Source organism: Sphingomonas sp. PAMC 26617, from assembly GCF_000242835.1.
Classification (GTDB): domain Bacteria; phylum Pseudomonadota; class Alphaproteobacteria; order Sphingomonadales; family Sphingomonadaceae; genus Sphingomonas.
Genome location: NZ_JH594425.1, coordinates 3,260,527 through 3,282,822 on the forward strand (window position 1 = coordinate 3,260,527; position 22,296 = coordinate 3,282,822).

Sequence of the window (22,296 nt, forward strand, 5' to 3'; positions counted from 1 at the left end):
GCCATCGCCCATTTCACGCCAAAGCCCATTTCACGCCGAATTCGTCCCGTCCTGATGTTGATCGTCGGGCACCCCTTCGAGCGAGTCTTGCGGGGCGGCGGCGAGATCGCGGTGCGCGACCGTGGGCGAAAATCCGGCGTCGCGCAACCGGCCCGCAACGCGTTCCGTCACGTGGACCGAGCGGTGCCTTCCGCCGGTACAGCCGAACGCGACCGTCAAATAGGATTTGCCTTCAGCACGATAGCGCGGAAGCAACAGGAGCAGCAGATCCTCGATCCGCCCGACCGCCTCGGCATAGGCAGGGTCCTCCGCGACATAGGCGGAGACGTCGGCATCGAGTCCCGTTCCGGGACGCAAGGCAGGCACCCAGTGCGGATTGCGCAGGAACCGCATGTCGAACACGAGATCGGCGTTGCGTGGCACGCCGCGCGCGAACCCGAACGACATCACCGATAGCGTCGGCCCGTCCTGATGATCGCGCGAGAAGGTGTCGCGAACCTGTTGCGCGAGCTGGTTGGCGGTCAGGTCGGTCGTGTCGATCAGCCGGTTCGCCCATTGCCGCAGCGGCGCGAGCAATTCGCGCTCACGCGCAATCCCGTCGGCGGCGGGCCGATCGAGCGCAATCGGGTGGCGGCGGCGGGTCTCGGAATAGCGGCGTTCCAGCTCGCCACCGGCGCAATCGAGGAACAGGGTGCCGATGTCATGGCCATAGGTCTGTCGAAGGTGCTTGATCCGGTCGACGATCCGATCCGAATCGAAGTCGCGCGTCCGCGTCCCGATCCCGAGCGCGAGCGGTCGCGCGGACCGATCGAATCCCTCGGGCAACGGCGCGCTGAGCAACCGGTCGAGCAGCAGCAGCGGCAGGTTGTCGACCACTTCCCAGCCAAGATCCTCGAGCGTGCGGAGCACGGTCGACTTGCCCGCGCCGGACATGCCGGTGACGAGCAGGATTTCCTTTGGATCGTGCGTCATGACGCCTCTCTAGCGTGCCGCAGCGCCAATTCCACCTTGATCGGCGCGGAAAGCTCGAACGGGTCGATCGCGACCTCGACGATCGATACGCCATTATAGAGACTACGCACTTCGGGCGGCATCCGTTCCATCGACTGGTCGAGCCGGACGACCAGTGCGACCGGGGCATCTCCGGCCGGTTCGACCGCGACGATCCCGAGCCCGCGAACCTCGATCTTGCCCGCGATCGTCGCCGGGGCGCTGGCCAGCAAACGCCCGTCCTGCACGGTCAGCAGCGTGTAATCATCGCTGACCAGAGTCGCGCCGCGGTCGATCAGCCGCAGCGCGAGATCGGACTTGCCCGAGCCCGACGGCCCGCGCAGCAGGACCGCGGCACCCTGGATCGCGACCGTCGTCGCATGGAGCAGCAGCGGGGTCATCGCGCTTCGCCGATCGGGAGCCGCACGACGAAGCGCGCGCCGCCAAGCCCTGCGTGCCGCGCCTCGGCGGTGATCTCGCCCTGATGCGCCTCGACGATCGTCCGCGCGATCGCGAGGCCAAGCCCCGAATGCTTGCCGAACGCCTCGCCCTCGGGACGCAGCGACTGGAACCGACGGAACACCTGCTCGCGCGCGTCGGCGGGTACACCCGGACCTTCGTCCTCGAAATCGAGCACCACCGCCTCGGGGTCGCGGTCGGCGGTGATCGCGATCAGGCCATTGTCGGGCGAGAAGGACACCGCATTGTCGATCAGATTGTCGAACACGCGTTCAAGCCGCGCACCCTCGCCGAGCACGACGAACCCCGCCAGCATCGGATCATGCAGATCGAGCCGCAGCCGGACCCCGCGCTCAACCCCGCGCGCTTCGCGGCCCGCGATCAGCGCGGCGAGCATCGCGTGCAAATCGACCTCCTCGAATTTCGCGCGGCTCAATTGCGCGTCGAGTCGCGACGCTTCGGCGATGTCGGTGATCAGCCGGTCGAGCCGGTGGACATCGTCGCGGACGATCCCGAGCAAGCGTTCCTGCAATTCCGGGTCCTTGACCAGCGCCATTCCCTCGACCGCCGAACGCAGCGACGCGAGCGGGTTCTTCATCTCATGCGTCACATCGGCGGCGAAGGCTTCGATCGCATCGATCCGCGCACGCAGCGCGAGACTCATGTCGGACAGGGCGCGCGCGAGCATGCCGATCTCGTCGCGCCGCTCGGGCAGGCGCGGCACGACGACCTCGCGCGCACGCCCCAGCCGCACGCGCACCGCCGCCCGTGCAAGCCGCCGCAGCGGCCGCACGATCGTTCGCGCCAGAAACAGCGACAACAGCACCGACACGACCGCGACGATCATCAGCACGACGCTGAGCCGGAAGCGTTCGACCCGCACCGTCTGCGTGATGTCCTGCGCGTTGTTGGTCGTCATCACCACGCCGCCGCGCGGCAGCGGGGCCGCAGCGGTAATCACCGGGGTCCGGTCGGGCGCGCGCCAGACCGTCGCGGCGACGGTGGGTGTGTCGCGCGCCGTCCGGACGTCGGGCCAATCGAGTCCGTTGCGATGCTCGCGGTAGAGCGGCGCGCGCGGCGTGCCGACCACGGTATCGATCACCGCGTCGAGGAACCGCGCGGACGCCTGGCTCCAGTCCTGCTTGTCGGGATCCTGCAACACGAAGTTGCGCAGCCCGAGCGCGCGCGTGTCGATCACCGGTCGCGCCGCGCTGTCGTAGATGCGGACTCGCGCGCCCATGTCGCGCGCGAGCTTGAGCGCGAGGTCGGCGCGTTGGTTCTCGGGGACTGCGACGATCGCTTCCGCTATCAGCCGGGCCTCGCGGATCGACTGGGTGACCCGCCCGTCGACGATCCGGCTGCGGTACGAATCGAGATAGAAGAACCCGCCCGCCAGCATCGCCAGCGCGAAGACGTTGACGAACAGGATTCGCGGCGTGAGCGAAACCCGCGCCGACCAGCGGAGCGACAGCGCGCGGACATCGTCCTCGCGCGCCGGCTCGTCATTCCTCGGAGAATCGATAACCCGCTCCATAGAGAGTCTCGATCGCGTCGAAGGTAGGGTCGGCCTGCCGGAACTTGCGGCGGACGCGCTTGATGTGGCTGTCGATCGTGCGATCGTCGACATAGATGTCGTCGTGATACGCCGCGTCCATCAGCTGGTTGCGCGTCTTGACGATCCCCGGGCGCTGCGCGAGCGTTTCGAGGATAAGGAATTCGGTGACCGTCAGCGTGATCGCCGCGCCGTCCCACGTCACACGGTGGCGGGCGGTATCCATCGCGAGCCGGCCCCGCACCAGATTGGTCTCGGCGGCGGGTTCTTCCGCGCCGGGGCCACCCTGCGACACTTCTGCGCGTCGCAGGATCGCGCGGATCCGCGCGATCAGCAGACGTTGCGAGAAGGGCTTGGCGATATAGTCGTCCGCGCCCATCGCAAGCCCGAGCGCCTCGTCGAGCTCGTCGTCCTTCGAGGTCAGGAAAATGACCGGGACCATGCTCTTCTCGCGCAGTCGGCGGAGCAGCTCGAGTCCGTCCATTCGCGGCATCTTGATGTCGAGGATCGCAATGTCGGGCGGGTTGTCGACGAGCGCCTTGAGCGCGGTTTCGCCATCCGAATAGAGCCGGGTTACGAACCCCTCGGCCTGCAGCGTGATCGACACCGACGTCAGGATGTTGCGGTCGTCATCGACCAGGGCAATCGTTGCCGTCATCGGCGGTGGGGCCTCATGTCGTTGATGCGCGGGGCGCCGGAAAGGGTTGGGCCTAATCCATTACGCCTCCGGCCTCAATGGAAGCTGAACGGACTGTCCCGGCATCGGTCGGTCGTTACGGACCTGCGGTTTGACCGGAACCGGTAGCGACGATATGCGCGGCATCACCCAAAACATACGTATGCAGGCCCTCGATGGTCGGCACAGTAGGAGAGTAATACCGTGAGCGATCGCATCCCGACTTCGGGGCTCGACACGCAGGGCATTGAGACCCGCGCGAGCCTTCACTGGAACCTCGTTACCGCGCGCCTGATCCAGGCCGCCATCTCGCGCGGCGAGGGCAAATTGTCCGCCGACGGTCCGCTCGTTGTGGAAACCGGCGCGCATACGGGCCGTTCGGCGCAGGACAAGTTCATCGTGCGCGATGCCGAAACCGAATCGACCGTCTGGTGGGGCAAGAGCAACAAGGCGATGAGCCCTGAGCATTTCGCCGCGCTCAAGACCGATTTCCTCGCTGCGCTGCGCCACAAGGAAGACCTGTTCGTCCAGGATCTTTTTGGCGGATCGCAGCCCGAGCACCGCGTGAAGGTGCGGGTCGTCAACGAGCTGGCGTGGCACAACAGCTTCATCCGCACGATGCTGGTTCGCCCGGCGGAATCGGAACTGCGCGACTTCGTGCCGGACTATACAATCATCGACTTGCCGAGCTTCCGCGCCGATCCAGCGCGCCACGGCTGCCGCAGCGAGACCGTGATCGCGGTCAACTTCACCGAGAAGCTGATCCTGATCGGCGGCACGCGCTATGCCGGCGAAATGAAGAAGTCGGTGTTCAGCCTGCTCAACTATCTCCTCCCGCCGACGGGCGTGATGCCGATGCATTGCTCGGCCAACATGGGGCCGGACGGCGACACCGCGGTGTTCTTCGGCCTGTCGGGGACCGGCAAGACAACGCTGAGCGCGGACGCGAGCCGGACGCTGATCGGCGATGACGAGCATGGCTGGTCGGACACCGCGGTCTTCAATTTCGAGGGCGGCTGCTACGCCAAGATGATCCGGCTTTCCGCCGATGCGGAGCCCGAGATCTTCGCGACGACCAAGCGGTTCGGGACGATCCTCGAGAACGTCGTGATGGACCCGGTGACGCGCCAGCTCGACCTCGACGACGCTAGCCTCGCCGAGAACAGCCGCGGGGCCTATCCGATCGACTTCATCCCCAATGCGTCCGAGAACAACATGGGCCCGGTCCCGCGCAACATCGTGATGCTGACCGCGGACGCCTACGGCATCCTGCCGCCGATCGCGAAGTTGACGCCGGAACAGGCGATGTACCACTTCCTCTCGGGCTATACCGCGCGTGTCGCCGGTACCGAGATCGGCGTGACCGAGCCGGACGCGACCTTCTCGACCTGTTTCGGAGCGCCGTTCATGGCGCGGCATCCGTCGGTTTACGGCAATCTGCTGAAGGAGCGGATCGCCAAGGGCGGGGTCGATTGCTGGCTGGTCAACACCGGCTGGACCGGCGGCAAATACGGCGTCGGCAACCGCATGCCGATCAAGGCGACGCGCGCGCTGCTCAATGCGGCGCTCGACGGGTCGCTGAACGACGCCGAGTTCCGCACCGATCCGAACTTCGGGTTCAAGGTTCCGGTCGCGGTGCCGGGGGTCGACAGCGCGATCCTCGATCCGCGCGCGACCTGGGCGGACAAGGAGGCGTATGACGCGACGGCGGCCCGGCTCGTCGATCTGTTCGTCGAAAACTTCGCGCAGTTCGCGGAGCATGTCGACGAAGGCGTTCGGCAGTCCGCACCGAAGGTCCACGCTCCGGCCTGAACCGCGATGGGTGACCGTGGGCTTGTCCCGGGGTCCCCCTTGCGCCACATTCGGTGGCGCAGGATGCGCGCCACCGTTGATGCCGGGACGACCCCGGCATGACGACTGTAGATGGAGGACCAACGGCATGGCAATGCTCGACGATTTGCTCGGCCAGGTTTCGCAGAACGTGGACGTCAAGAACCTCGCGGCGAAGGTCGGCCTCTCCCCGGAACAGGTCGAGCAGGCGATCCAGGCGCTGGGCCAGGCGCATGCCGCCCCGGGGGATACCGTCGGCACTGCCGCCGCCAGCACGGGGTTCTCGGCCGAGACGCGGCAGCAGATCATCGCGCAGATCGGCGGCGAGGGCGCGCTCGCCAAATTCGCCGGGCTGCTGGGGGAGCAGGGCGGGGTGCTCGGGCAACTCGGCACGCTCGCCTCGGGGTTCTTCGCCAAGCGCTGAAGGGGAATTCAGGCTGCGGTCTGGCGCTTTGCGGGGTCGGCGGTTACATGGACCGCCACGACTCGCTTTTCTCCCCCCGCGCAGGACCGGCACCCATGGACATTCGCCTCGGACTCACTTTCGACGATGTCCTCTTGGTGCCCGCTGAATCGGACATCGTCCCGAGCCAGACCAACACCGCGACCCGCGTGACGCGCGGCATCTCGCTCGACATTCCGATCCTCTCGTCCGCGATGGACACCGTGACCGAAGCCGACATGGCGATCGTGATGGCGCAGCTGGGCGGGATCGGCGTTCTTCACCGCAACATGGAAGTCGATGAACAGGTCGCCGCCGTCCGCGCGGTCAAGCGGTTCGAAAGCGGCATGGTCGTCAACCCGATCACGATCGAACCGCACGCGACGCTCGCCGACGCGCAGGCGTTGATGAAGCATCACCGGATCAGCGGCATCCCGGTGGTCCGCGCGGACGGCGTGCTCGTCGGCATCCTCACCAACCGTGACGTCCGCTTCGCCGAGAACCCGCGCCAGCCGGTCTCCGAGCTGATGACGCACGAAAATCTCGCGACCGTCTCGCCGGGCGTCACGCAGGAGGAGGCGCGTCGCCTGCTCCACCAGCGCCGCATCGAGAAACTGCTCGTCGTCGACGAAGCGTATCGCTGCATCGGCCTGATCACGGTCAAGGACATCGAAAAGGCGGTCACGTATCCGAACGCGACCAAGGACGCCGCCGGGCGGCTCCGCGTCGCGGCGGCGACGACGGTCGGTGACAAGGGGTTCGACCGGACCGCAGCGCTGGTCGATGCCGAGCTCGACCTCGTCGTGATCGACACCGCGCACGGCCATAACCGCGACGTCGCGCGCGCGGTCGAGCGGGTCAAGAAGCTCAGCAATTCGGTCCAGGTCATCGCGGGCAACGTCGCAACCGCAGAAGCCACGCGCGCTTTGATCGATGCGGGCGCGGACGGGATCAAGGTCGGGATCGGCCCGGGCTCGATCTGCACCACGCGCGTCGTCGCGGGCGTCGGCGTGCCGCAGCTGACCGCCGTGATGGATTGCGCCGAAGTCGGCCAGAAGGCGGGCGTGCCGGTCATTGCGGACGGTGGCCTGCGCACTTCGGGCGATCTCGCCAAGGCACTCGCGGCGGGCGCTTCGGCCTGCATGATCGGGTCGCTGCTCGCCGGCACCGAGGAAGCCCCCGGCGATACCTTCCTGTTCCAGGGTCGCGCGTACAAGTCGTATCGCGGCATGGGCTCGGTCGGCGCGATGGGCCGCGGCTCGGCGGATCGCTATTTCCAGGGCGATATCAAGGATCAGATGAAGCTCGTTCCCGAAGGGATCGAGGGCCAGGTCGCGTTCAAGGGTCCGGCGCGGGACGTCATCCATCAGCTCGTCGGCGGCATTCGCGCGGCGATGGGCTACACCGGCTCGTCGAGCATCACCGCGCTGCAGGAGCGCGCGCGTTTCGTGCAGATCACGGGTGCGGGCTTGAAGGAAAGCCATGTGCACGACGTGGATATTACGCGCGAGGCCCCCAACTACCCGACGCGGTAAGGGGCGCTTTCCGACCTTCTCACCTTCTAACTTTCCCCGGCGAAGGCCGGGGCCCAGTAGAGTAGCGGATGGTTACCGGGCGCCGCCTCAGCTTGGCAAAACCTGCGCTACTGGGCCCCGGCCTCCGCCGGGGAAGGGCGTGGAGGCGGAGGGTGCTTTAGGTGATTGAGTCCTAAACAGGCTATGGCCCCCCTTCGACACAAGACTGCCCCCGGAAAGATCGCCAATGACCCCCGCTGCAAGAACCCAGGCCGCCATCGAGCTGCTCGACGAGATCATCGTGGCGGCGCGCGATTCCGGCGCGGCGGCGGACACGATCGTCGCGCGCTATTTCGCGAACCGGCGGTATGCCGGAAGCAAGGACCGGCGCGCGGTACGCGAACTGGTTTATGCCGCGATCCGCACGCTTGGCGAACGGCCGCGCTCGGGCCGTGCCGCGATGCTCGCGCTGGCGGCCGAAAATCCGGCGCTCGCGGCGACCTTCGACGGCGTCGGCCACGGTCCAGCGAAGCTTGGGGACAGCGAAAGCAAGGCATGGCCCGGCGTCGCGCCCAACTGGCTGCTCGAGCGGCTGCGCGGCTCCGGCCTCGATGACGCGGAATTCCCCGCGCTGATCGAGCGTGCGCCGCTGGACGTTCGGATCAATCGCAGCAAGGCGGCGACCGTCGCGATCGAAGGCGCCGAGCCGATCGCCGGTCTGGCCGATGGCCTGCGCCTCCCCGGCGGCATGGATGTCGAGCGAATCGAGGGAATGCCCGACGGCGCACTTGAGGTGCAGGACGCCGGGAGCCAGATCGTCACGCTCGCCGCGAAGGCGAAGCCCGGGCAGCGGATCGTCGATCTGTGCGCGGGGGCGGGGGGCAAGACGCTCGCGCTCGCAGCGTCGATGGGGGACGAGGGCGCGATTCTCGCGACCGATACCGATCGCAATCGGCTGTCACGGCTCGCGCCGCGTGCCGAGCGCGCCGGAGTGACGACGGTCGAGACGCGGCTGCTCAACCCCGGGCGCGAGGCGGAGATGCTCGCTGACTGGGGCGGCAGCGCGGATTGCGTGCTGATCGACGCGCCCTGCTCGGGCACGGGGACGTGGCGCCGCAACCCCGAGGCGCGGTGGCGACTGAGCCCGGAGCGGCTCGACCGGCTGGTCGCGACGCAGCAGCATGTGCTCGCGATCGGTGCGGACCTGGTGCGGCCGGGCGGGGCGATGGTCTATATCGTCTGTTCGTTGCTCGACGAAGAAGGTGCGGGGCAGGTCGCGACGTTTCTCGCAGACCATGCGGGCTGGCATGCCGAGCGGATCGATCTGCCCGCCGGGCGCAGCCATGGGGCAGGGGTTCGCCTTACCCCGGCACATGACGCCACCGATGGATTTTTTGTCGCACGACTGACGCGGGGGTGATACCCCTGTGAGCGTGCCGAAGCTGGAGTATCTCATGCGCTATACCTCGTTCGCCGTCGCAGCTGCGCTGACGCTGGTGACGATTGGCACCGCCGTTCAGGGGCAGCGTGCCGAGGACGCGATCGACGCGCGGTCGCTCGCGCTGCTGGCGAAGGGGCGTGCGCTGCAGGCGGCGGGCAACCTGGATGCGGCGACCGACCTGCTCGAAAGCGCCGTCGCGATCGACCCCCGCAACCGGGATGCGTTCACGGCGCTGGGTCAGGTCGCGCAGTCGCGGGCACTCCCCGGCAAGGCAATCCGTCTCTATCGTGAGGCGCTGTCGCTCGATTCGAACGATATCGTCGCATTGCGCGGGCAGGGTGAGGCGCTGGTCGCCCGCGGCGCGGTCCTGCGCGCGAAGGAGAACCTCGCCAAGATCCGCACCGTCTGCGCGAAGCGTGCCTGCCCCGAGATCGCCGCGCTGACCGCGTCGATCGCCAAGGGGCCGCCAGTCGTAACGGCGTCGGCAGCGACGGTCGTGCCACCACCCGCCGGGATCCCGACGGCGAAAAACTGACGGTTTGTTGGGCGGCTCGTCCGCGATGCTGGTGTCGGCAGCGTGCTTATCGCCTGACGGACGCTCTATCCCAGCGCGCGGGCAACCGCGACGAACTCTGCGACGCTGACCGTCTCGGCACGGCGCGTCGGATCGATGCCGACTACGTCAAGCGCATCGAGCGCACCCGGCACGCCCTTCAGGCTCTGCCGCAGCATCTTGCGCCGCTGCCCGAACGCAGCGCCCGTGAGCCGTTCCAAAGTCGCGAAGCGCACGTCCTCGGGTGCCGCTTCGGGCACGATATGCACCACCGCCGACATTACCTTGGGCGGCGGGGTGAACGCCGAGCGGTGGACCGGCATCGCCAGCGTCGCCTTGCTCCGCCACTGCGCCAGCACCGCGAGTCGTCCATAGGCGTCATCGTCGGTCCGCGCGACGATCCGGTCCGCAACTTCGCGCTGGAACATCAGCGTCAGGCCCTGCCACCACGGTGCCCAGTCCGCCGACAGCCAGCGGACGAGCAACGCGGTCCCGATGTTATACGGGAGGTTCGAGGCGATATGCGGCTTGCCCGCGAACAGCGGCACCGCGTCGATCTCAAGCGCGTCGCCTTCGATGACGGTAAGCTTGCCGGGATAGGCCTCGCCCAGCTCGGCGAGCGCGGGGATGCACCGGTGGTCACGCTCGATCGCGGTGACGCGCGCCCCCGCCGCGAGCAGCGCGCGCGTCAGGCCGCCGGGACCGGGGCCGATCTCGAGCACTTCGGCGTCGGTGAGGTCACCCGGAATTCGCGCGATCCGCGCGAGCAATTGCGCGTCGAGGAGGAAATTCTGCCCCAGCGCCTTGCTCGCGGCGAGGCCATGACGCGCGATGACGTCGCGTAGCGGCGGCAGTTCGGGGCGCGCAGTCGGCGCTTTCGGAGTCGTCACGCGTCGGCGGCGGCGCGGCGTTCGGCGGCGTCACCCGCCATCCGGATCGCCGCGATCATTGCGCCCGGGTTGGCGATGTTCCGACCCGCGATGTCGAATGCAGTGCCATGATCGGGCGAAGTTCGCACGATCGGCAAGCCAAGCGTGATGTTGACGCCATCGTCGAAGTACAGCGTCTTGATCGGGATCAGCGCCTGATCGTGGTAACAGCACAGCACCGCATCATATTTCAGGCGTGCGCGCGCGTGGAACAGCGTATCGGCGGCAAACGGGCCGGTCGCGGCAATCCCTTCCTCGCACAGCAGGGCGACCGCGGGGGCGATGATGTCGATCTCCTCACGCCCGATCGCACCGCTCTCGCCCGCGTGCGGGTTGAACCCGGCAAAACAGATCCGCGGCGCGACGATCCCGAAATTGCGGGTCAGGCCACGTGCGGTGGCACGGCCCTTTGCGACGAGCAGCTCGATCGACAGCAACGCGCTGACCTCGGCCAGCGGGACGTGCGTCGTGATCGGCACGACCCGCAGATCGGGCGCGGCGAGCATCATCACCGCATTTTCGCCTGCGATCCCGCAGCGTTCGGCGACGAACTCGGTCTGGCCGGGGTAGGTGAAGCCGATGTTATAGAGCTGCGACTTGGAGACGGGCGCGGTCACCAGCGCGCGGGCTGCGCCCGAGCGGACCAGTCCCGCCGCGAGCTCTAGCGCGCGCAAGGCGCAGCGCGCGCCTTCCACGTCCGGTGTTCCGGGAACGATCTCGCCGCCATCCTCGACCGTCAGGATCGGCAAGGCGTGCTCGAACACGCCCCGCGCTGCATCGGGGTGCGTGATCGGCTGGACCGGGCCATCCCAGATCGCCGAAATGGCGCGGGCGTCGCCGGTGGCGAAGAACGGCGGCAAGCCCGCTTCGTCCCGACGCGCCCATGCCTTCGCCAGGATCTCGGGCCCGATCCCGGCGGGATCGCCCATCGAGATGACGATCGGGGCCAGCGGCGACGAGGCGACGGGATTAGCGATATTCGATGATCGCATCGCGGCGAAGATCGCGCAACAGCTGGTTCGCCCGCAGGTTGACCCGCGCGTTCTCCATCTGGCCGCGGACCTGTTCGACACCGGGAACCGTGCTGCCGCCGGCTTCGTCTCGACCGCACAGGACGAGCGAACGAATGCCGTCCTTGGGCGAGCCGAACGGCGGGGTCGATTCGCCGACGCTCAGCTTCGCCATGATGTCGCGAAGCGCAGGCGGGAGATCGCGGATCCGGACCGAATCATTGTCGACGACTTCCGCGCCGAGCGCCGAGGCGACCTTGGCGACCTCGCCGCACCCGCGGATCGTCTGCGACAGCTTCGCGAATTCGGTGACGCGTGCGTCCGCCTGCGCCTTGCTGATCCCGTCGGGGAAGCGCACGCTGAGCTGCTTGAGCGTCAGCTTCGCATCGAGCGGATCGGCGACGCCGACCTTGCGCGTATCGACCAGATAGATGATCGAGAAACCGCCCGGCACCTCGATCGGCCCGGCAAGATGCTCGGGCTGCATCGTCTTGATCGCTTCCACCAGCGCCGGGGGTAGCTGGGCAAGCTGGTTTTCGTTGAGCCAGCCGAGATCGCCGCCGGTCGACTTGGTCGAGGCTTCCGACATAGCGCCGGCGTAATAGCCGAAGCTGTCGTCGCCCTTCTCGCGCTTCTGGATCGACCCCATGATCTGCTGTTCCTGCGCGAACACTTCCTGCGCGCGGTCCCCGCCTGCGGAGAGATAGATCTCGCGGACGTGATATTCGGTCGTGCCCTGCTGTTTTTTCAGCTTGTCGATGATTGCCTGGACCTCTTCGTCGCCGACATTGATGTCGACCTTGCGGCGGAGGTAGCGGTTCCACGACAGCTCGGCCTCGACCTGGCGCTTGAACGACCGCTCAGACGAACCCACGCTGCGGAGATAGGTGCGCATCTCCTGCGCGGACTTGCCGAAATTGCTGCGGACGATCGAATCGTAGCTCTTGTTGACTTCCTCGAGCGAGATCTTGACGTCGGCGGTCTTGGCTTCCTGGATCTGCAGCGTCTCGTCGACCAGCTGGCGGATCACGAGCAGGCGGTATTGCCCCATTTCCTGCTCGGACAGCTTCATGTCGCGCGCGGCGAGCAGGAAGGCGAGGCGCTGATCGACGTCGGTACCGGTGATGACGGTGCCGTTGACGATCGCGGTGGGCTTGCGGACGTTGGGGTCGATCTTGCCAAAGATCTGCGGGTTGCTCGGCAGATCGAGGTTGCCGCCGCGATTGGCCGAGGCTTCGGGCGTGCCCCCGTCCTGTGGCGCATCGGGCGTGGTTTGCGCAATCGAGCCGCCCGCCATCGCCAGCGACGCCACCAGCATCGTGCCGAACCCGAAGCGGCGCAGTGTGCGCGCCGTCTTGCCATTAGTCGTCGTCACCAAATCCCAATCCCATCCCGCACGACCCAACTTCGGCCATGCCCCTAATGCAGCCATGTGGCTGAACCGTGGCTTAGCGGCCACAGTCTTCACGCCCAGCGTTAGCGCCCCAAATTCTTGAACGCCAGCGTCAACAGATAGCTGTTGCCGCTGCGCGCATCGCCGGTGTTCTGGTAATCGCGCTTCCACGTGACACCGAGGCGAAGGCAATCGTCCTCATATTGGACACCCAGCCGGTGCCGGATCGGGTCGAACCCGTCCGCCAGCGAAAGCGGGTCCTCGTTGCGGTCGGTCAGGTCGATCACGGTCGAGCCGAACGCCGACCAGAAGCGTGCGAACTGGACGCGTCCGCCAAGCCGGACTTCCTCGCGATCGCGCAGATCCTCGAGCGTCGGATCGATGTTGCGGTTGAGCCGCAGGTAGCCGACGAGGAGATAGGTGTTGCGCGAGCCGATCGTCGCGTCGAGCTCGTTGCGGCGGAAGGCGAGGCCATCCTTGTCGAGCCGGTAGCGATGGATCACAGAGACGAAATCGCGGAAGCGCAGTTCGGTCCGTCCGACGATGTCGGAAAGGCGACGCGACAATCCGGTGCCATCGGGGAACAGCGTCGGTCGACTGTTCAGGCGGTAGCTCTGGCCGACATTGGTGCTGAACGCGATGCCGGGCAAATCGACCTGCCAGTCGAGGCCATAGGTGAAGCGCGCTGAATCCTCGAACCGGTCGTAGCCGGGGAAACGGTTGAGCGCGAAGAGGTTCGAATCCTCCAGATCGACCGACCGCGCATCCTCGTTCGGGATCGCCATCGTTCCGGTCTGCGGCGACGCGACGATCTGGAAGCGCGGGATCAGGCGCTGCGTGCCGCTCAGGAACGTGCCGATCAGCGGATATTTCACGTCGACCGCGAAGGCGCCGATCAGCCGGCCGTGGAAGCCGTCCTCGCCACGGTATGACGCGATCGTCGTCGCGAGCGCATCGTTGGTGTTGTAGACGTCCCCCCGGCCGAAGGCGGTGAAGGTGATTTCCTGCCCCCACGGCGTCAGCTTGCGCAAATCCCAGCGGGCGCTGCCGAACGCGCGCTGCGTGTCCTGTCCGGCGGTGCGCGTGATCGCGAGGCTGTTGACCTGAAACTCGAACGTACCGCCCAGGAAGCTGTTGGGAATGCGCTTGCGATAGTCAATCTCGGGCAACGCGATCGGCTGAAGCCCCTGCTGGTCGGCAACACGCAGCGTCTGGACGTACCAGCCGGTGATCGCGAAATAGCTGTTCTGGTCGATCCGCTCGAGGCTCGCGGTGGTGCGCAGCCGGTCGTCGCGCGAAATGTCGTAGCGGCGCAGGAAGGTGCGGTCGCTCGCGAGCCGGACCGACCCGCTCACGCTCCAGTTGGGCGAAAGCTGGAACCGGCCCGACGCATCGAAATAGCCGCGGAAGGAATTGGGCGTGCCCGGCGGTGTCGGCTCGAGCAGGTTGTTGCTGCGCGGGCTCGCGGTCGCATAGCCGGTGATGCGATAGGCCCCGAGCGTGTTGAGCGCCTGATAGTCCGCCTGCAACATCGGCAGTACGTCGGTGAACACGCGGGGCGTGATCGTCAGGCCGCGGTTCGGCGAGAGCGCGAAGTGATAGGGTTGCGCGAATTCGAGACCGTTGACGCGGCCATAGCGGAAGTCGGGGCTGAGAAGCCCGCTGTCATTTCCGCCGCCGATCGGGTTGGAGAAAGCGGGGAGCGGGAGCGACGGCAGCCCGAACAGGTCGATCCGCGCGCCCTTGTAATAGATCCGCCCGCGTTCGGGCCGGTAGATCACACGGGTCGCGGTGATCTTCCAGGATGGTTCCTTGGGGCAGTTCGCCGAGGTCGTGACCGCGCACGGCGTATAGGCCGCTTCGTCGAGCGTGATTGTCTCGTCGAGCGCGCGCGTGCCTCTGCGCGCCGCCAGTCGCCCGCCTTTTTCCAGCACGAGCAGCATGTTGTCGACCATGCCGTCCTTGAGCGCGTCGGTCAGCTCGATCGAATCGCCATAGGCCGTGTCGCCGCCGGGATTGACGATCGCGATGTTGCCGGTCGCCATGACCTTGCCGGTCTTGCGATTCCACACGACCTTGTCGGCGCGCAGCCGGTCGCCGGTGCGATACATGCGGACATCGCCGGTCGCGGTGACGATCTCGTTGTTGATGTCATATTCGAGCGTCCCCGCGTTGAACTGCACCTGATCGTCATTGACGCTCGGCGTGGTCGGCGGGGGCGGGGGCGCGACGGTGCGGGTCTGCAGATCCTGCGCGAGGGCGGGATGAGCGAGCAGCGCGAGCGGCGCAGCGCAGGAGGCGAGGAGAACGGCACGCTTCACGTCGGAACAAACACCCAAATGCGATGAGGCCGGCGGCCGCTGGTCGATCATGCCCTATCGCATCGACATCGGCGCGCTGCAATCGGGCAAACGCGCGCTTTGCCACCGACGGTGCAACGGCCTAGAGACTGACGACTCATTGTGAATGATCGATCGAGGCCCGTTTCCATGCATATCGAGTTTTCCAGCGCTGCACCCGCATCCGATGCGACGCTTGCCTTCCCCGTCGAAAAGGACGCGCTCGGGCGGTTGACGACGACGCTGGTCGCACCGGCTGCGCTGGATCTGCTCAAGGCCGCCGCCAAGGCGAGCCGGTTCGAGGGCGAGTCCGGCGCAATCGTCGAGATCTTCGTCGACGAGAACGGGACCGCGCGCCGCGTCCTGCTGATCGGCACGGGTGCCGGCAGCGAGATGGACTATGAAAAGGCCGGCGGCGCGCTGACCGGGCGTCTGGCCACGTCGGGCGTCACGCAGGCGAGCGTCGATTTCGCGAGCGCGGGTGCCAGCCCCAAGGCGGTCGCGCGGTTCGCGGGCGCAGCGGCGCAGCGCGGCTGGCGGCATGACATCTACCGCACCAAGCTCCCGGAAAAATCGAAGCCGACGCTGACGAGCATCGTGCTCCACAACGCGCCCGAGGGCAGCGACGCCGCCTGGGCGCCGCAGAAGGCGCTGACCGAGGGGCTCGAACTGACCCGCACGCTCGTCGCCGAGCCGCCGAACGTCATCTATCCCGAGAGCTTCGTCGCCAAGGTGCTGGCCGAAGTCGAGGGCCTCGGGCTCGAAGTCACGGTGCTCGGCGAGGACGAGATGCACGCGCTCGGCATGGGCGCGCTGCTCGGCGTCAGCCAGGGCTCGGTCAAGAACGCGCAGCTGCTCGCGCTCAAGTGGAGCGGCAAGGACGCGGGCGATCCCGACCTGGCGCTGGTCGGCAAGGGCGTGACGTTCGACACCGGCGGCATCTCGCTCAAGCCTGGTGCCGGCATGGAAGACATGAAGTGGGACATGGGCGGCGCGGGTGCCGTGGTCGGTGCGATGAAGGCGATCGCCGGGCGCAAGGCCAAGGCGAACGTCATCGGCGTGTGCGGCCTCGTCGAGAACATGCCCGACGGCAACGCGATTCGCCCGGGCGACGTGCTGACCTCGATGTCGGGGCAGACGATCGAGGTGCTCAACACCGACGCCGAGGGGCGTCTCGTGTTGTGCGACGCGCTGACCTGGGTCCAGCGGACGCACCATCCCAAGACGATCGTCGATCTCGCGACGCTGACCGGCGCGATGATCATCGCCCTCGGCCATGAGCATGGCGGCTGCTTCGCGAACGACGATTCGCTGGCGGACCAGCTGCTCGCGGCGGGCAAGGCGTCGGGCGACCTGTTGTGGCGCTTCCCGCTGAGCGATTCGTACAACAAGCTGATCGATTCGCCGATCGCCGACATGAAGAACGTCGGGCCACGCGGTGCCGGGTCGATCACGGCGGCGCAGTTCCTCCAGCGCTACATCGATACCGGCGTGAAGTGGGCGCATCTCGACATTGCCGGCATGGTGTGGGCGGACAAGGCCGGGTCGAACTACGAAAAGGGCGCGACCGGTTATGGCGTGCGGCTGCTCGACCGGTTCGTGTCGGACAATTTCGAGGGCTGATTCGACGGTCCGCGTCACCCCGGGCTCGTCCCGGGGTCCACCGTGGTTCGGCTCCGACAATCGTCCGGTGTGCGGCACGGCGGACCCCGGCCCGAGGCCGGGGTGACTGATGGAGTAAGTGGTGTCTGAATGCAGGTCGATTTCTACCATCTGACGCTCCAGCCGCTCGACCGCGTGCTTCCGCGGATCGCGGAGCGCGTGGTCGGCGGCGGCGGGCGTCTGCTGGTCGTTGCCGAGAGCGGCGAACAGCGCACTGCGCTGGACCGGCTGCTGTGGACCTACGCGCCCGAAAGCTTCCTTCCGCACGCGCAGGCCGCTGGCGACGAGACCGATGCGGTGCAGCCGATCCTGATCTCCGCCGAACCGAACGCCGCCAATGCCGCGCGCAACGTCGCGATTGCCGATGGGGTGTGGCGGGACGATGCGCTCGGCTTCGATCGCGCGTTCCATTTCTTCGATGACGAACGAATCGTCGAGGCGCGCGCGGCGTGGCGGGCGCTCGGCGACCGCGACGGGGTCGACCGGCGCTACTGGAAGCAGAATGACGAAGGCCGCTGGGAGCAGGCGGCCTGAGCGCAAGCGGGCGGGTTGCATCGCCCCGATGCCCCGACTAGGGGACGCGCACATTCCTTTCTCATTACACAGGAGCTTCACGGTCATGGCCGCGAACCGCACGTTTTCGATCATCAAGCCCGACGCGACGCGTCGCAACCTGACGGGTGCCGTCACCAAGATGCTCGAGGAAGCCGGCCTGCGCGTCGTCGCTTCGAAGCGCATCCAGATGACCCGCGAGCAGGCAGAAGGCTTCTATGCCGTTCACAAGGAACGCCCCTTCTTCGGCGAGCTCGTCTCGTTCATGATCTCGGGCCCGGTCGTCGTTCAGGTTCTCGAGGGCGAGAACGCGATGCAGCGCAACCGCGACATCATGGGCGCGACCAACCCGGCAAACGCCGACGCCGGCACGATCCGCAAGGAACTCGCCGAGTCGATCGAAGCGAACACCGTGCATGGTTCGGACAGCGACGAGAATGCCGAGATCGAGATCGCCTATTTCTTCAAGCCCGAAGAAATCGTTGGCTGATCCCAACTGGCGCGTACGGGCGGCGGGGCCGGCGGATGCCGATGCCCTGTCGCTCGTCGCGTCCGCGACCTTCCTGGATACCTACGCCGGGTCGCTCGACGGGAGCGACATGGTCGCGCATTGCGCCGCGAAGAACCGCCCGGAAACCTTCGCCGCCTGGGCGAGCGACCCGCGCGACGCGGTGCTGCTCGGGGAGATCATCCCGGGTCATGCGCCGGTCGGCTATGCGGTTCTCACCAGCACGATCGATCTTCCGGTCCCGCTCGAGGCGGGCGATATCGAGCTTCGGCGGATCTACAGTCTCTCGCGCATGCACGGTTCCGGGCTTGGTCCGGCGCTGATGCAACAGGCGGTCGACTCCGCGATCCGATTCGGTTCGCGTCGCATCTTGCTCGGCGTTTGGGGCGAGAATCACCGCGCGCATCGGTTCTATGAACGCCAGGGGTTCACCGTCATCGGCACCCGACAGTTCCGCGTCGGCGCGGTCGTTCATGACGATCTGGTATACGCACGACCGGTTTGAGGTCGGGGCACCTACCGTAGCGCACGGTCAGGCCACGAACTGTTCCATCGTGATCCGGTCGTCGAGCGCATGTTCGGGGTCGAACAACAGCGTCAGTTCGCGGGTCCGATCGATCGCGATTTCGACCAGGGCGACATCGCGGATTTCGCGCTGATCGGCGACCGCGCTGACCGGGCGCTTGCCGGGTTCCAGCACGCGCAGCCCGATCCGCGCCTTGTCGGGCAGGATTGCGCCCCGCCAGCGCCGCGGGCGGAACGGGCTGATCGGGGTGAGCGCGAGCATGTTCGACCCGAGCGGCAAAATCGGCCCGTGCGCCGAGAGGTTGTAGGCGGTCGATCCCGCCGGGGTTGCCACCAGGATCCCGTCGCACGCGAGCTCGCTCAGCACGACGCGGTCGTTGACGGTCACTTCGAGCTTCGCGGTCTGCCGGGTCTCGCGCAACAGCGAGACCTCGTTGATCGCAGGCAATGCGAACACCTCGCCCGAAATCGTCGTCGCGGTCATTGCGAGCGGAACGACCTTGAACGCCTTCGTCCGTTCGAGCCGCCCTTCGAGCCCATGCGACCGCCACTCGTTCATCAGGAAGCCGACGGTCCCGAGGTTCATCCCGAACACCGGCACGATCGGCTTGCGACGCTCGAGCATCGCATGCAGCGTCTGCAGCATGAACCCGTCGCCGCCCAGTGCGACGATCAGCTCGGCTTCCTCGGGCGGCACCCACTCATGGGTCTCGGTCAATGCCTGAAAGGCGGCCTGCGCAGGCGGGGTCGGCGACGCGACGAGTGCCCGACGCTGCGGGATGGTCATCCGCCGGTGACGCTCATGTGCCGGGCGACCGCCGGAGCTGCCGCATCGATGTCGAAATCATGCCGCGCGGGCTTGGTCCGCATCGCGCCGTCCAGCGCCGCGTCGAGCCCCGCGACGCCCTGCTCGCGCAGGACCGCCTTGAGATCGACCTTATCGTCGTGGCCGAGGCAAGTGTAGAGCACGCCCTCCGTCGTCAGCCGCACGCGGTTGCAGGTTTCGCAGAAATTCCCGGTCAACGGCGAGATCAGGCCGAGCTTCGTCTGCGTCCCCTCGACCCGCCAGTAGCGCGCCGGCCCACCGCTGCGATGCGAATCACGCGCCAGCGGGAATTGCGCGGACAGACGATCGAACACGACCGGAAGCGGGACGAACCGGTCCGCGCGATCCTCGTCGATCTGGCCGAGCGGCATCGTCTCGATCAACGTCAGGTCGAGTCCCTCCGCCACGCACCACGCGAGCATCGGCGCGACATGGTCCTCGTTCAGACCCTTGAGGACGACCATGTTGATCTTGACCGCGATTCCCGCATCGCGCGCCCCCAGAATACCCCCCGTTACGCGATCGACGTCGCCGTGCCGGGTGATGTAGCGAAACGTTTCCGCGTCCAGGCTGTCGAGGCTGACGTTGATTCGCCGTATCCCGGCATCGACCATTGCCTCGGCATGTTGCGCAAGCGCATTGCCGTTGGTCGTCATCGTCAGCTCGTCGAGCCCTGTCCCGACATGTCGGCCAAGCCGCTTCACCAGCTCCCCGACATCGCGCCGGACCAGCGGCTCGCCACCGCTGAGCCGGATCTTGGTGACCCCGCGGGCGATGAACCGTTCCGCGATGATCGCGATTTCTTCGAGACTTAACAACGCACTGCGGGGGAGGAACGTCATCTTTTCGGACATGCAGTAGCGACACCGCAGGTCACAACGATCCGTCACGGATATCCGAAGATAACTGATCGTCCGCCCGTGGCTATCCTGCAACGGGCGGTTCGGGGAGGGGGCGACTGTGGTCATTGCTATGTGAGCTAAGCCTTCATTTGGCACGGAACAACCCCACCGCACACCCTAGGACATCTTGTTGTTATCTTCTAAACCCCGGACGGGCACATCTGCTCCCGCCGATCGAAGAAAGACGTCCGTCATCGCCCCGCAGACCGCTCCGTTGTTCGTATTGTCGTTCCGCCAGCGCGACGAACTCGCCTCCGTTGCCGCTGCCGCCGGGTGGCAGGTCGTCGCCGCGCGGCGTGCCGGCGGGGCCGAGCGCCGGTTCCTGTCGAGCGGTGCCGCGGTGGCCGTCATCGATGCGCGCGGCGCAACCGCGGACGGGATTGCAGCGACCGCGGCACTGGGCAGCGCGGTTGAGGCCAATGGCGGTGCCTTGCTTGCGCTGGTGTCGCGTGGCGAGAATGGGTCGATCACCGCGCTGTTTGATTCCGGCGCGACACATTTCCTCGCAAGTCCCTTTAGCGACGCCGAATTTCTCCAGGCATTGCGCTTCGCCTCACGCCATGCGGAACGGATGGCGCGCGAATGGCAAGCGGGTGCGGTTTTCGCCCCGCTCGGCTGGCGGTACGATCCGGTAACCCGCTCCTTGCTGCTGACGCCCGGTCTGGCGGCATTGCTCGACTGCGTCGAAGCACCACGCCTGCGGACACTGCTGCTGCACCTCGATCATGGCGACCGGCTTGCCGCGACCGCCGCGATCCGCCGCATGAGCGGGACGCGGCCTGCGACGGCATTCGCGCATGATCTCGATGGGATCGGGCGAATCGTCCAGCATCTGCAACTGGATACCGACACCGGGCGAATCGATGCGGTGGTCGAGCCGCTCGGCAGCAAGCCCGAACCCGCCGCCGAAGTGCGCGAGGCGCTTGCCGGCGCGCGCGACGCGGGTAGCGCACGGCGCTGGCTGACGCGGCATCTTGCCGGCGAGGCCGCCGGACCGCTCCACGTCCTGCTGATCGCGCTCAATCGCTTCGAAATGGTCAACACCGCCTACGGGCGCGCTGCCGGCGACGCGCTGCTGCGGTCGGCGCAGACGCGGGTCAAGGATGCGGTGCAGGAAATTCTCGGCCGCGATGCGCTGGTTGCCCGCATGGGGGGCTCGACCTTCCTGGTGGCGATGTGCGCGCCGCGGTTGCGGATCGATCTTGTCGCCGAACGGATTGCGTCCGCGCTCGCCCGGCCCTTTGTCAGCGGCGATTCGATTGCGGTGCTCGGGTGCAGGATCGGGCTGGCCGAGGCGTTCCCCGAGGACGATGCCGCGCGGTTGCTGCGCCGCGCGAGCGAAGCGCTGGCGGAAGCGCGCGAATCGGACAGCGCGACGTTGCGCGTCGCGGACGCCGACGGCGGCAGCGCGACGATCGACCGGCTTGCAGTCGAACTGCACCATGCAATCGAACGCGGCGACATCGGCATCCTGCTCCAGCCGCAGGTCGCGATTGCAACGGGGGAGATTATCGGCGTCGAGGCGCTGGCGCGGTGGCAACATCCGGCGTTGGGCACGATTGGCGCTGAAACGCTGTTCGCCGCGGCGCAACGGGCGGATCTCGAAATCGGCCTTTCCGATCATATCCAGAGCGTTGCACTGAAGCAGGCGGCGAGTTGGCCAGCGGTTTTGTCCAACTTGCGGCTTTCGCTCAACCTGACCGCGGCGGACATCGCCCGGCCGGGTTTCGCCGATCTGTTCCTCGACCGGGTCGATGCGAGCGGGTTCCCGCGCACGCGGCTGACGCTCGAAATTACGGAAAGCGGACTGATCGAGGATCTCGGCGTTGCGGCCGGACTGTTGTCGCTGCTGCGCGGGGCGGGGTGCCGGACCGCGATCGACGATTTCGGCACGGGCTATTCGAGCCTTGCCTATCTCAAGGCCCTGCCGCTCGATTATCTCAAGATCGACAAGAAACTCGCGCAGGACATTACCGGATCGCCGCGCGACCGGATCGTCGTACGCGGGGTCATCGACATGGCGCGTTCGCTTGGCCTGACCGTGATCGCCGAGGGGGTCGAGACTCCCGAGCAACTCGAGGGTCTCGCAGCGGAAGGGTGTCAGATTTATCAAGGCTTCCTGTGCGCCGAGCCGCTTTCCGTCACGGCATTGACCGCGTTGCTCGCGAAGGTTTGCTAGCGGGCGGACCGCTC

General features: G+C 67.0%; 20 protein-coding genes. 10 read left to right on the forward strand and 10 right to left on the reverse strand.

Going from position 1 to position 22,296, the window contains the following annotated elements; translation table 11 throughout:
* Positions 1 to 30 precede the first annotated feature (30 nt).
* From rapZ to RH91_RS14335, 4 genes are read right to left on the reverse strand one after another with little or no spacing between them, the layout of a single operon-like run.
* Positions 31 to 972, reverse strand: coding sequence for an RNase adapter RapZ (gene rapZ, locus RH91_RS14320; RefSeq protein WP_010163555.1), 942 nt, complete (start codon positions 970 to 972; stop codon positions 31 to 33).
* Positions 969 to 1,391 (reverse strand): HPr kinase/phosphorylase, encoded by a 423-nt coding sequence (locus RH91_RS14325; RefSeq protein ID WP_010163557.1) that lies wholly within the window; start codon positions 1,389 to 1,391, stop codon positions 969 to 971. The genes rapZ and RH91_RS14325 overlap by 4 nt, the downstream gene beginning before the upstream one ends.
* Positions 1,388 to 2,983, reverse strand: coding sequence for a sensor histidine kinase (locus RH91_RS14330; protein ID WP_010163558.1), 1,596 nt, complete (start codon positions 2,981 to 2,983; stop codon positions 1,388 to 1,390). Before RH91_RS14330 ends, RH91_RS14325 begins: the two co-directional genes overlap by 4 nt.
* A complete protein-coding gene (locus RH91_RS14335; RefSeq protein ID WP_010163559.1) occupies positions 2,952 to 3,659 on the reverse strand; it encodes a response regulator transcription factor in 708 nt (235 codons plus the stop codon). The genes RH91_RS14330 and RH91_RS14335 overlap by 32 nt, the downstream gene beginning before the upstream one ends.
* Positions 3,660 to 3,881: 222 nt before the next feature.
* On the opposite strand from RH91_RS14335, the gene RH91_RS14340 reads away from it, so the two are divergent.
* The 5 genes from RH91_RS14340 (at position 3,882) to RH91_RS14360 (ending at position 9,439) form a co-directional block, all read left to right on the forward strand.
* Positions 3,882 to 5,489, forward strand: coding sequence for a phosphoenolpyruvate carboxykinase (locus tag RH91_RS14340; RefSeq protein ID WP_010163560.1), 1,608 nt, complete (start codon positions 3,882 to 3,884; stop codon positions 5,487 to 5,489).
* Between the two features lie 127 nt (positions 5,490 to 5,616).
* Positions 5,617 to 5,931 carry a hypothetical protein gene (locus RH91_RS14345; protein ID WP_010163561.1) on the forward strand — a complete coding sequence of 105 codons (315 nt, stop codon included), beginning with the start codon at positions 5,617 to 5,619 and terminating at the stop codon, positions 5,929 to 5,931.
* A gap of 95 nt (positions 5,932 to 6,026) precedes the next feature.
* Positions 6,027 to 7,484: an IMP dehydrogenase gene (guaB, locus tag RH91_RS14350; protein ID WP_010163562.1), complete on the forward strand. Its 1,458-nt coding sequence runs from the start codon at positions 6,027 to 6,029 to the stop codon at positions 7,482 to 7,484.
* Between the two features lie 226 nt (positions 7,485 to 7,710).
* The gene (locus RH91_RS14355; protein WP_010163564.1) at positions 7,711 to 8,883 is read left to right on the forward strand and encodes an RsmB/NOP family class I SAM-dependent RNA methyltransferase; all 1,173 of its coding nucleotides are present in this window, start codon (positions 7,711 to 7,713) and stop codon (positions 8,881 to 8,883) included.
* A gap of 34 nt (positions 8,884 to 8,917) precedes the next feature.
* On the forward strand, positions 8,918 to 9,439 hold the full coding sequence (locus tag RH91_RS14360; protein WP_198283267.1) for a tetratricopeptide repeat protein: 522 nt from the start codon (positions 8,918 to 8,920) through the stop codon (positions 9,437 to 9,439).
* Between the two features lie 65 nt (positions 9,440 to 9,504).
* Here the strand turns inward: RH91_RS14360 and rsmA are convergent, their stop codons facing one another.
* From rsmA to RH91_RS14380, 4 genes are all read right to left on the reverse strand, one after another.
* Positions 9,505 to 10,347, reverse strand: coding sequence for a 16S rRNA (adenine(1518)-N(6)/adenine(1519)-N(6))-dimethyltransferase RsmA (gene rsmA / locus RH91_RS14365; RefSeq protein WP_010163567.1), 843 nt, complete (start codon positions 10,345 to 10,347; stop codon positions 9,505 to 9,507).
* On the reverse strand, positions 10,344 to 11,378 hold the full coding sequence (pdxA, locus tag RH91_RS14370; protein ID WP_081469553.1) for a 4-hydroxythreonine-4-phosphate dehydrogenase PdxA: 1,035 nt from the start codon (positions 11,376 to 11,378) through the stop codon (positions 10,344 to 10,346). Before pdxA ends, rsmA begins: the two co-directional genes overlap by 4 nt.
* Positions 11,356 to 12,774: a peptidylprolyl isomerase gene (locus tag RH91_RS14375; RefSeq protein ID WP_010163569.1), complete on the reverse strand. Its 1,419-nt coding sequence runs from the start codon at positions 12,772 to 12,774 to the stop codon at positions 11,356 to 11,358. The genes pdxA and RH91_RS14375 overlap by 23 nt, the downstream gene beginning before the upstream one ends.
* A 98-nt stretch (positions 12,775 to 12,872) precedes the next feature.
* Positions 12,873 to 15,110, reverse strand: a complete 2,238-nt coding sequence (locus tag RH91_RS14380; RefSeq protein ID WP_010163570.1) for an LPS-assembly protein LptD — start codon at positions 15,108 to 15,110, stop codon at positions 12,873 to 12,875.
* A gap of 168 nt (positions 15,111 to 15,278) precedes the next feature.
* Between RH91_RS14380 and RH91_RS14385 the strand changes: the two genes are divergently transcribed.
* The 4 genes from RH91_RS14385 (at position 15,279) to RH91_RS14400 (ending at position 18,355) form a co-directional block, all read left to right on the forward strand.
* On the forward strand, positions 15,279 to 16,751 hold the full coding sequence (locus RH91_RS14385) for a leucyl aminopeptidase (protein WP_010163571.1): 1,473 nt from the start codon (positions 15,279 to 15,281) through the stop codon (positions 16,749 to 16,751).
* 129 nt (positions 16,752 to 16,880) lie between these two features.
* Entirely contained in the window at positions 16,881 to 17,324 is a 444-nt protein-coding gene (locus RH91_RS14390; protein WP_010163572.1) for a DNA polymerase III subunit chi, read from the forward strand.
* Between the two features lie 85 nt (positions 17,325 to 17,409).
* Positions 17,410 to 17,832, forward strand: a complete 423-nt coding sequence (ndk, locus tag RH91_RS14395; protein ID WP_010163573.1) for a nucleoside-diphosphate kinase — start codon at positions 17,410 to 17,412, stop codon at positions 17,830 to 17,832.
* On the forward strand, positions 17,825 to 18,355 hold the full coding sequence (locus tag RH91_RS14400) for a GNAT family N-acetyltransferase (RefSeq protein WP_010163575.1): 531 nt from the start codon (positions 17,825 to 17,827) through the stop codon (positions 18,353 to 18,355). The genes ndk and RH91_RS14400 overlap by 8 nt, the downstream gene beginning before the upstream one ends.
* A 27-nt stretch (positions 18,356 to 18,382) precedes the next feature.
* Here RH91_RS14400 and RH91_RS14405 read toward each other — a convergent pair whose 3' ends face one another.
* Together RH91_RS14405 and moaA are read right to left on the reverse strand one after the other, a co-directional pair.
* The gene (locus tag RH91_RS14405) at positions 18,383 to 19,162 is read right to left on the reverse strand and encodes an NAD kinase (protein WP_010163576.1); all 780 of its coding nucleotides are present in this window, start codon (positions 19,160 to 19,162) and stop codon (positions 18,383 to 18,385) included.
* Positions 19,159 to 20,169, reverse strand: coding sequence for a GTP 3',8-cyclase MoaA (moaA, locus tag RH91_RS14410; RefSeq protein WP_029623885.1), 1,011 nt, complete (start codon positions 20,167 to 20,169; stop codon positions 19,159 to 19,161). Before moaA ends, RH91_RS14405 begins: the two co-directional genes overlap by 4 nt.
* 148 nt (positions 20,170 to 20,317) lie before the next feature.
* Here moaA and RH91_RS14415 point away from each other — a divergent pair, with 148 nt between their 5' ends.
* Positions 20,318 to 22,282 carry a putative bifunctional diguanylate cyclase/phosphodiesterase gene (locus RH91_RS14415; RefSeq protein ID WP_010163578.1) on the forward strand — a complete coding sequence of 655 codons (1,965 nt, stop codon included), beginning with the start codon at positions 20,318 to 20,320 and terminating at the stop codon, positions 22,280 to 22,282.
* Positions 22,283 to 22,296: the final 14 nt, after the last annotated feature.

What these genes read in the sequence shown, in the direction of transcription:
- rapZ (WP_010163555.1), bottom strand. Translation starts at nt 972, where the DNA reads ATGACGCACGATCCAAAGGAAATCCTGCTCGTCACCGGCATGTCCGGC.
- RH91_RS14325 (WP_010163557.1), bottom strand. Translation starts at nt 1,391, where the DNA reads ATGACCCCGCTGCTGCTCCATGCGACGACGGTCGCGATCCAGGGTGCC.
- RH91_RS14330 (WP_010163558.1), bottom strand. Translation starts at nt 2,983, where the DNA reads ATGGAGCGGGTTATCGATTCTCCGAGGAATGACGAGCCGGCGCGCGAG.
- RH91_RS14335 (WP_010163559.1), bottom strand. Translation starts at nt 3,659, where the DNA reads ATGACGGCAACGATTGCCCTGGTCGATGACGACCGCAACATCCTGACG.
- RH91_RS14345 (WP_010163561.1), top strand. Translation starts at nt 5,617, where the DNA reads ATGGCAATGCTCGACGATTTGCTCGGCCAGGTTTCGCAGAACGTGGAC.
- guaB (WP_010163562.1), top strand. Translation starts at nt 6,027, where the DNA reads ATGGACATTCGCCTCGGACTCACTTTCGACGATGTCCTCTTGGTGCCC.
- RH91_RS14355 (WP_010163564.1), top strand. Translation starts at nt 7,711, where the DNA reads ATGACCCCCGCTGCAAGAACCCAGGCCGCCATCGAGCTGCTCGACGAG.
- RH91_RS14360 (WP_198283267.1), top strand. Translation starts at nt 8,918, where the DNA reads ATGCGCTATACCTCGTTCGCCGTCGCAGCTGCGCTGACGCTGGTGACG.
- pdxA (WP_081469553.1), bottom strand. Translation starts at nt 11,378, where the DNA reads ATGCGATCATCGAATATCGCTAATCCCGTCGCCTCGTCGCCGCTGGCC.
- RH91_RS14385 (WP_010163571.1), top strand. Translation starts at nt 15,279, where the DNA reads ATGCATATCGAGTTTTCCAGCGCTGCACCCGCATCCGATGCGACGCTT.
- RH91_RS14390 (WP_010163572.1), top strand. Translation starts at nt 16,881, where the DNA reads ATGCAGGTCGATTTCTACCATCTGACGCTCCAGCCGCTCGACCGCGTG.
- ndk (WP_010163573.1), top strand. Translation starts at nt 17,410, where the DNA reads ATGGCCGCGAACCGCACGTTTTCGATCATCAAGCCCGACGCGACGCGT.
- RH91_RS14405 (WP_010163576.1), bottom strand. Translation starts at nt 19,162, where the DNA reads ATGACCATCCCGCAGCGTCGGGCACTCGTCGCGTCGCCGACCCCGCCT.
- moaA (WP_029623885.1), bottom strand. Translation starts at nt 20,169, where the DNA reads ATGACCACAGTCGCCCCCTCCCCGAACCGCCCGTTGCAGGATAGCCAC.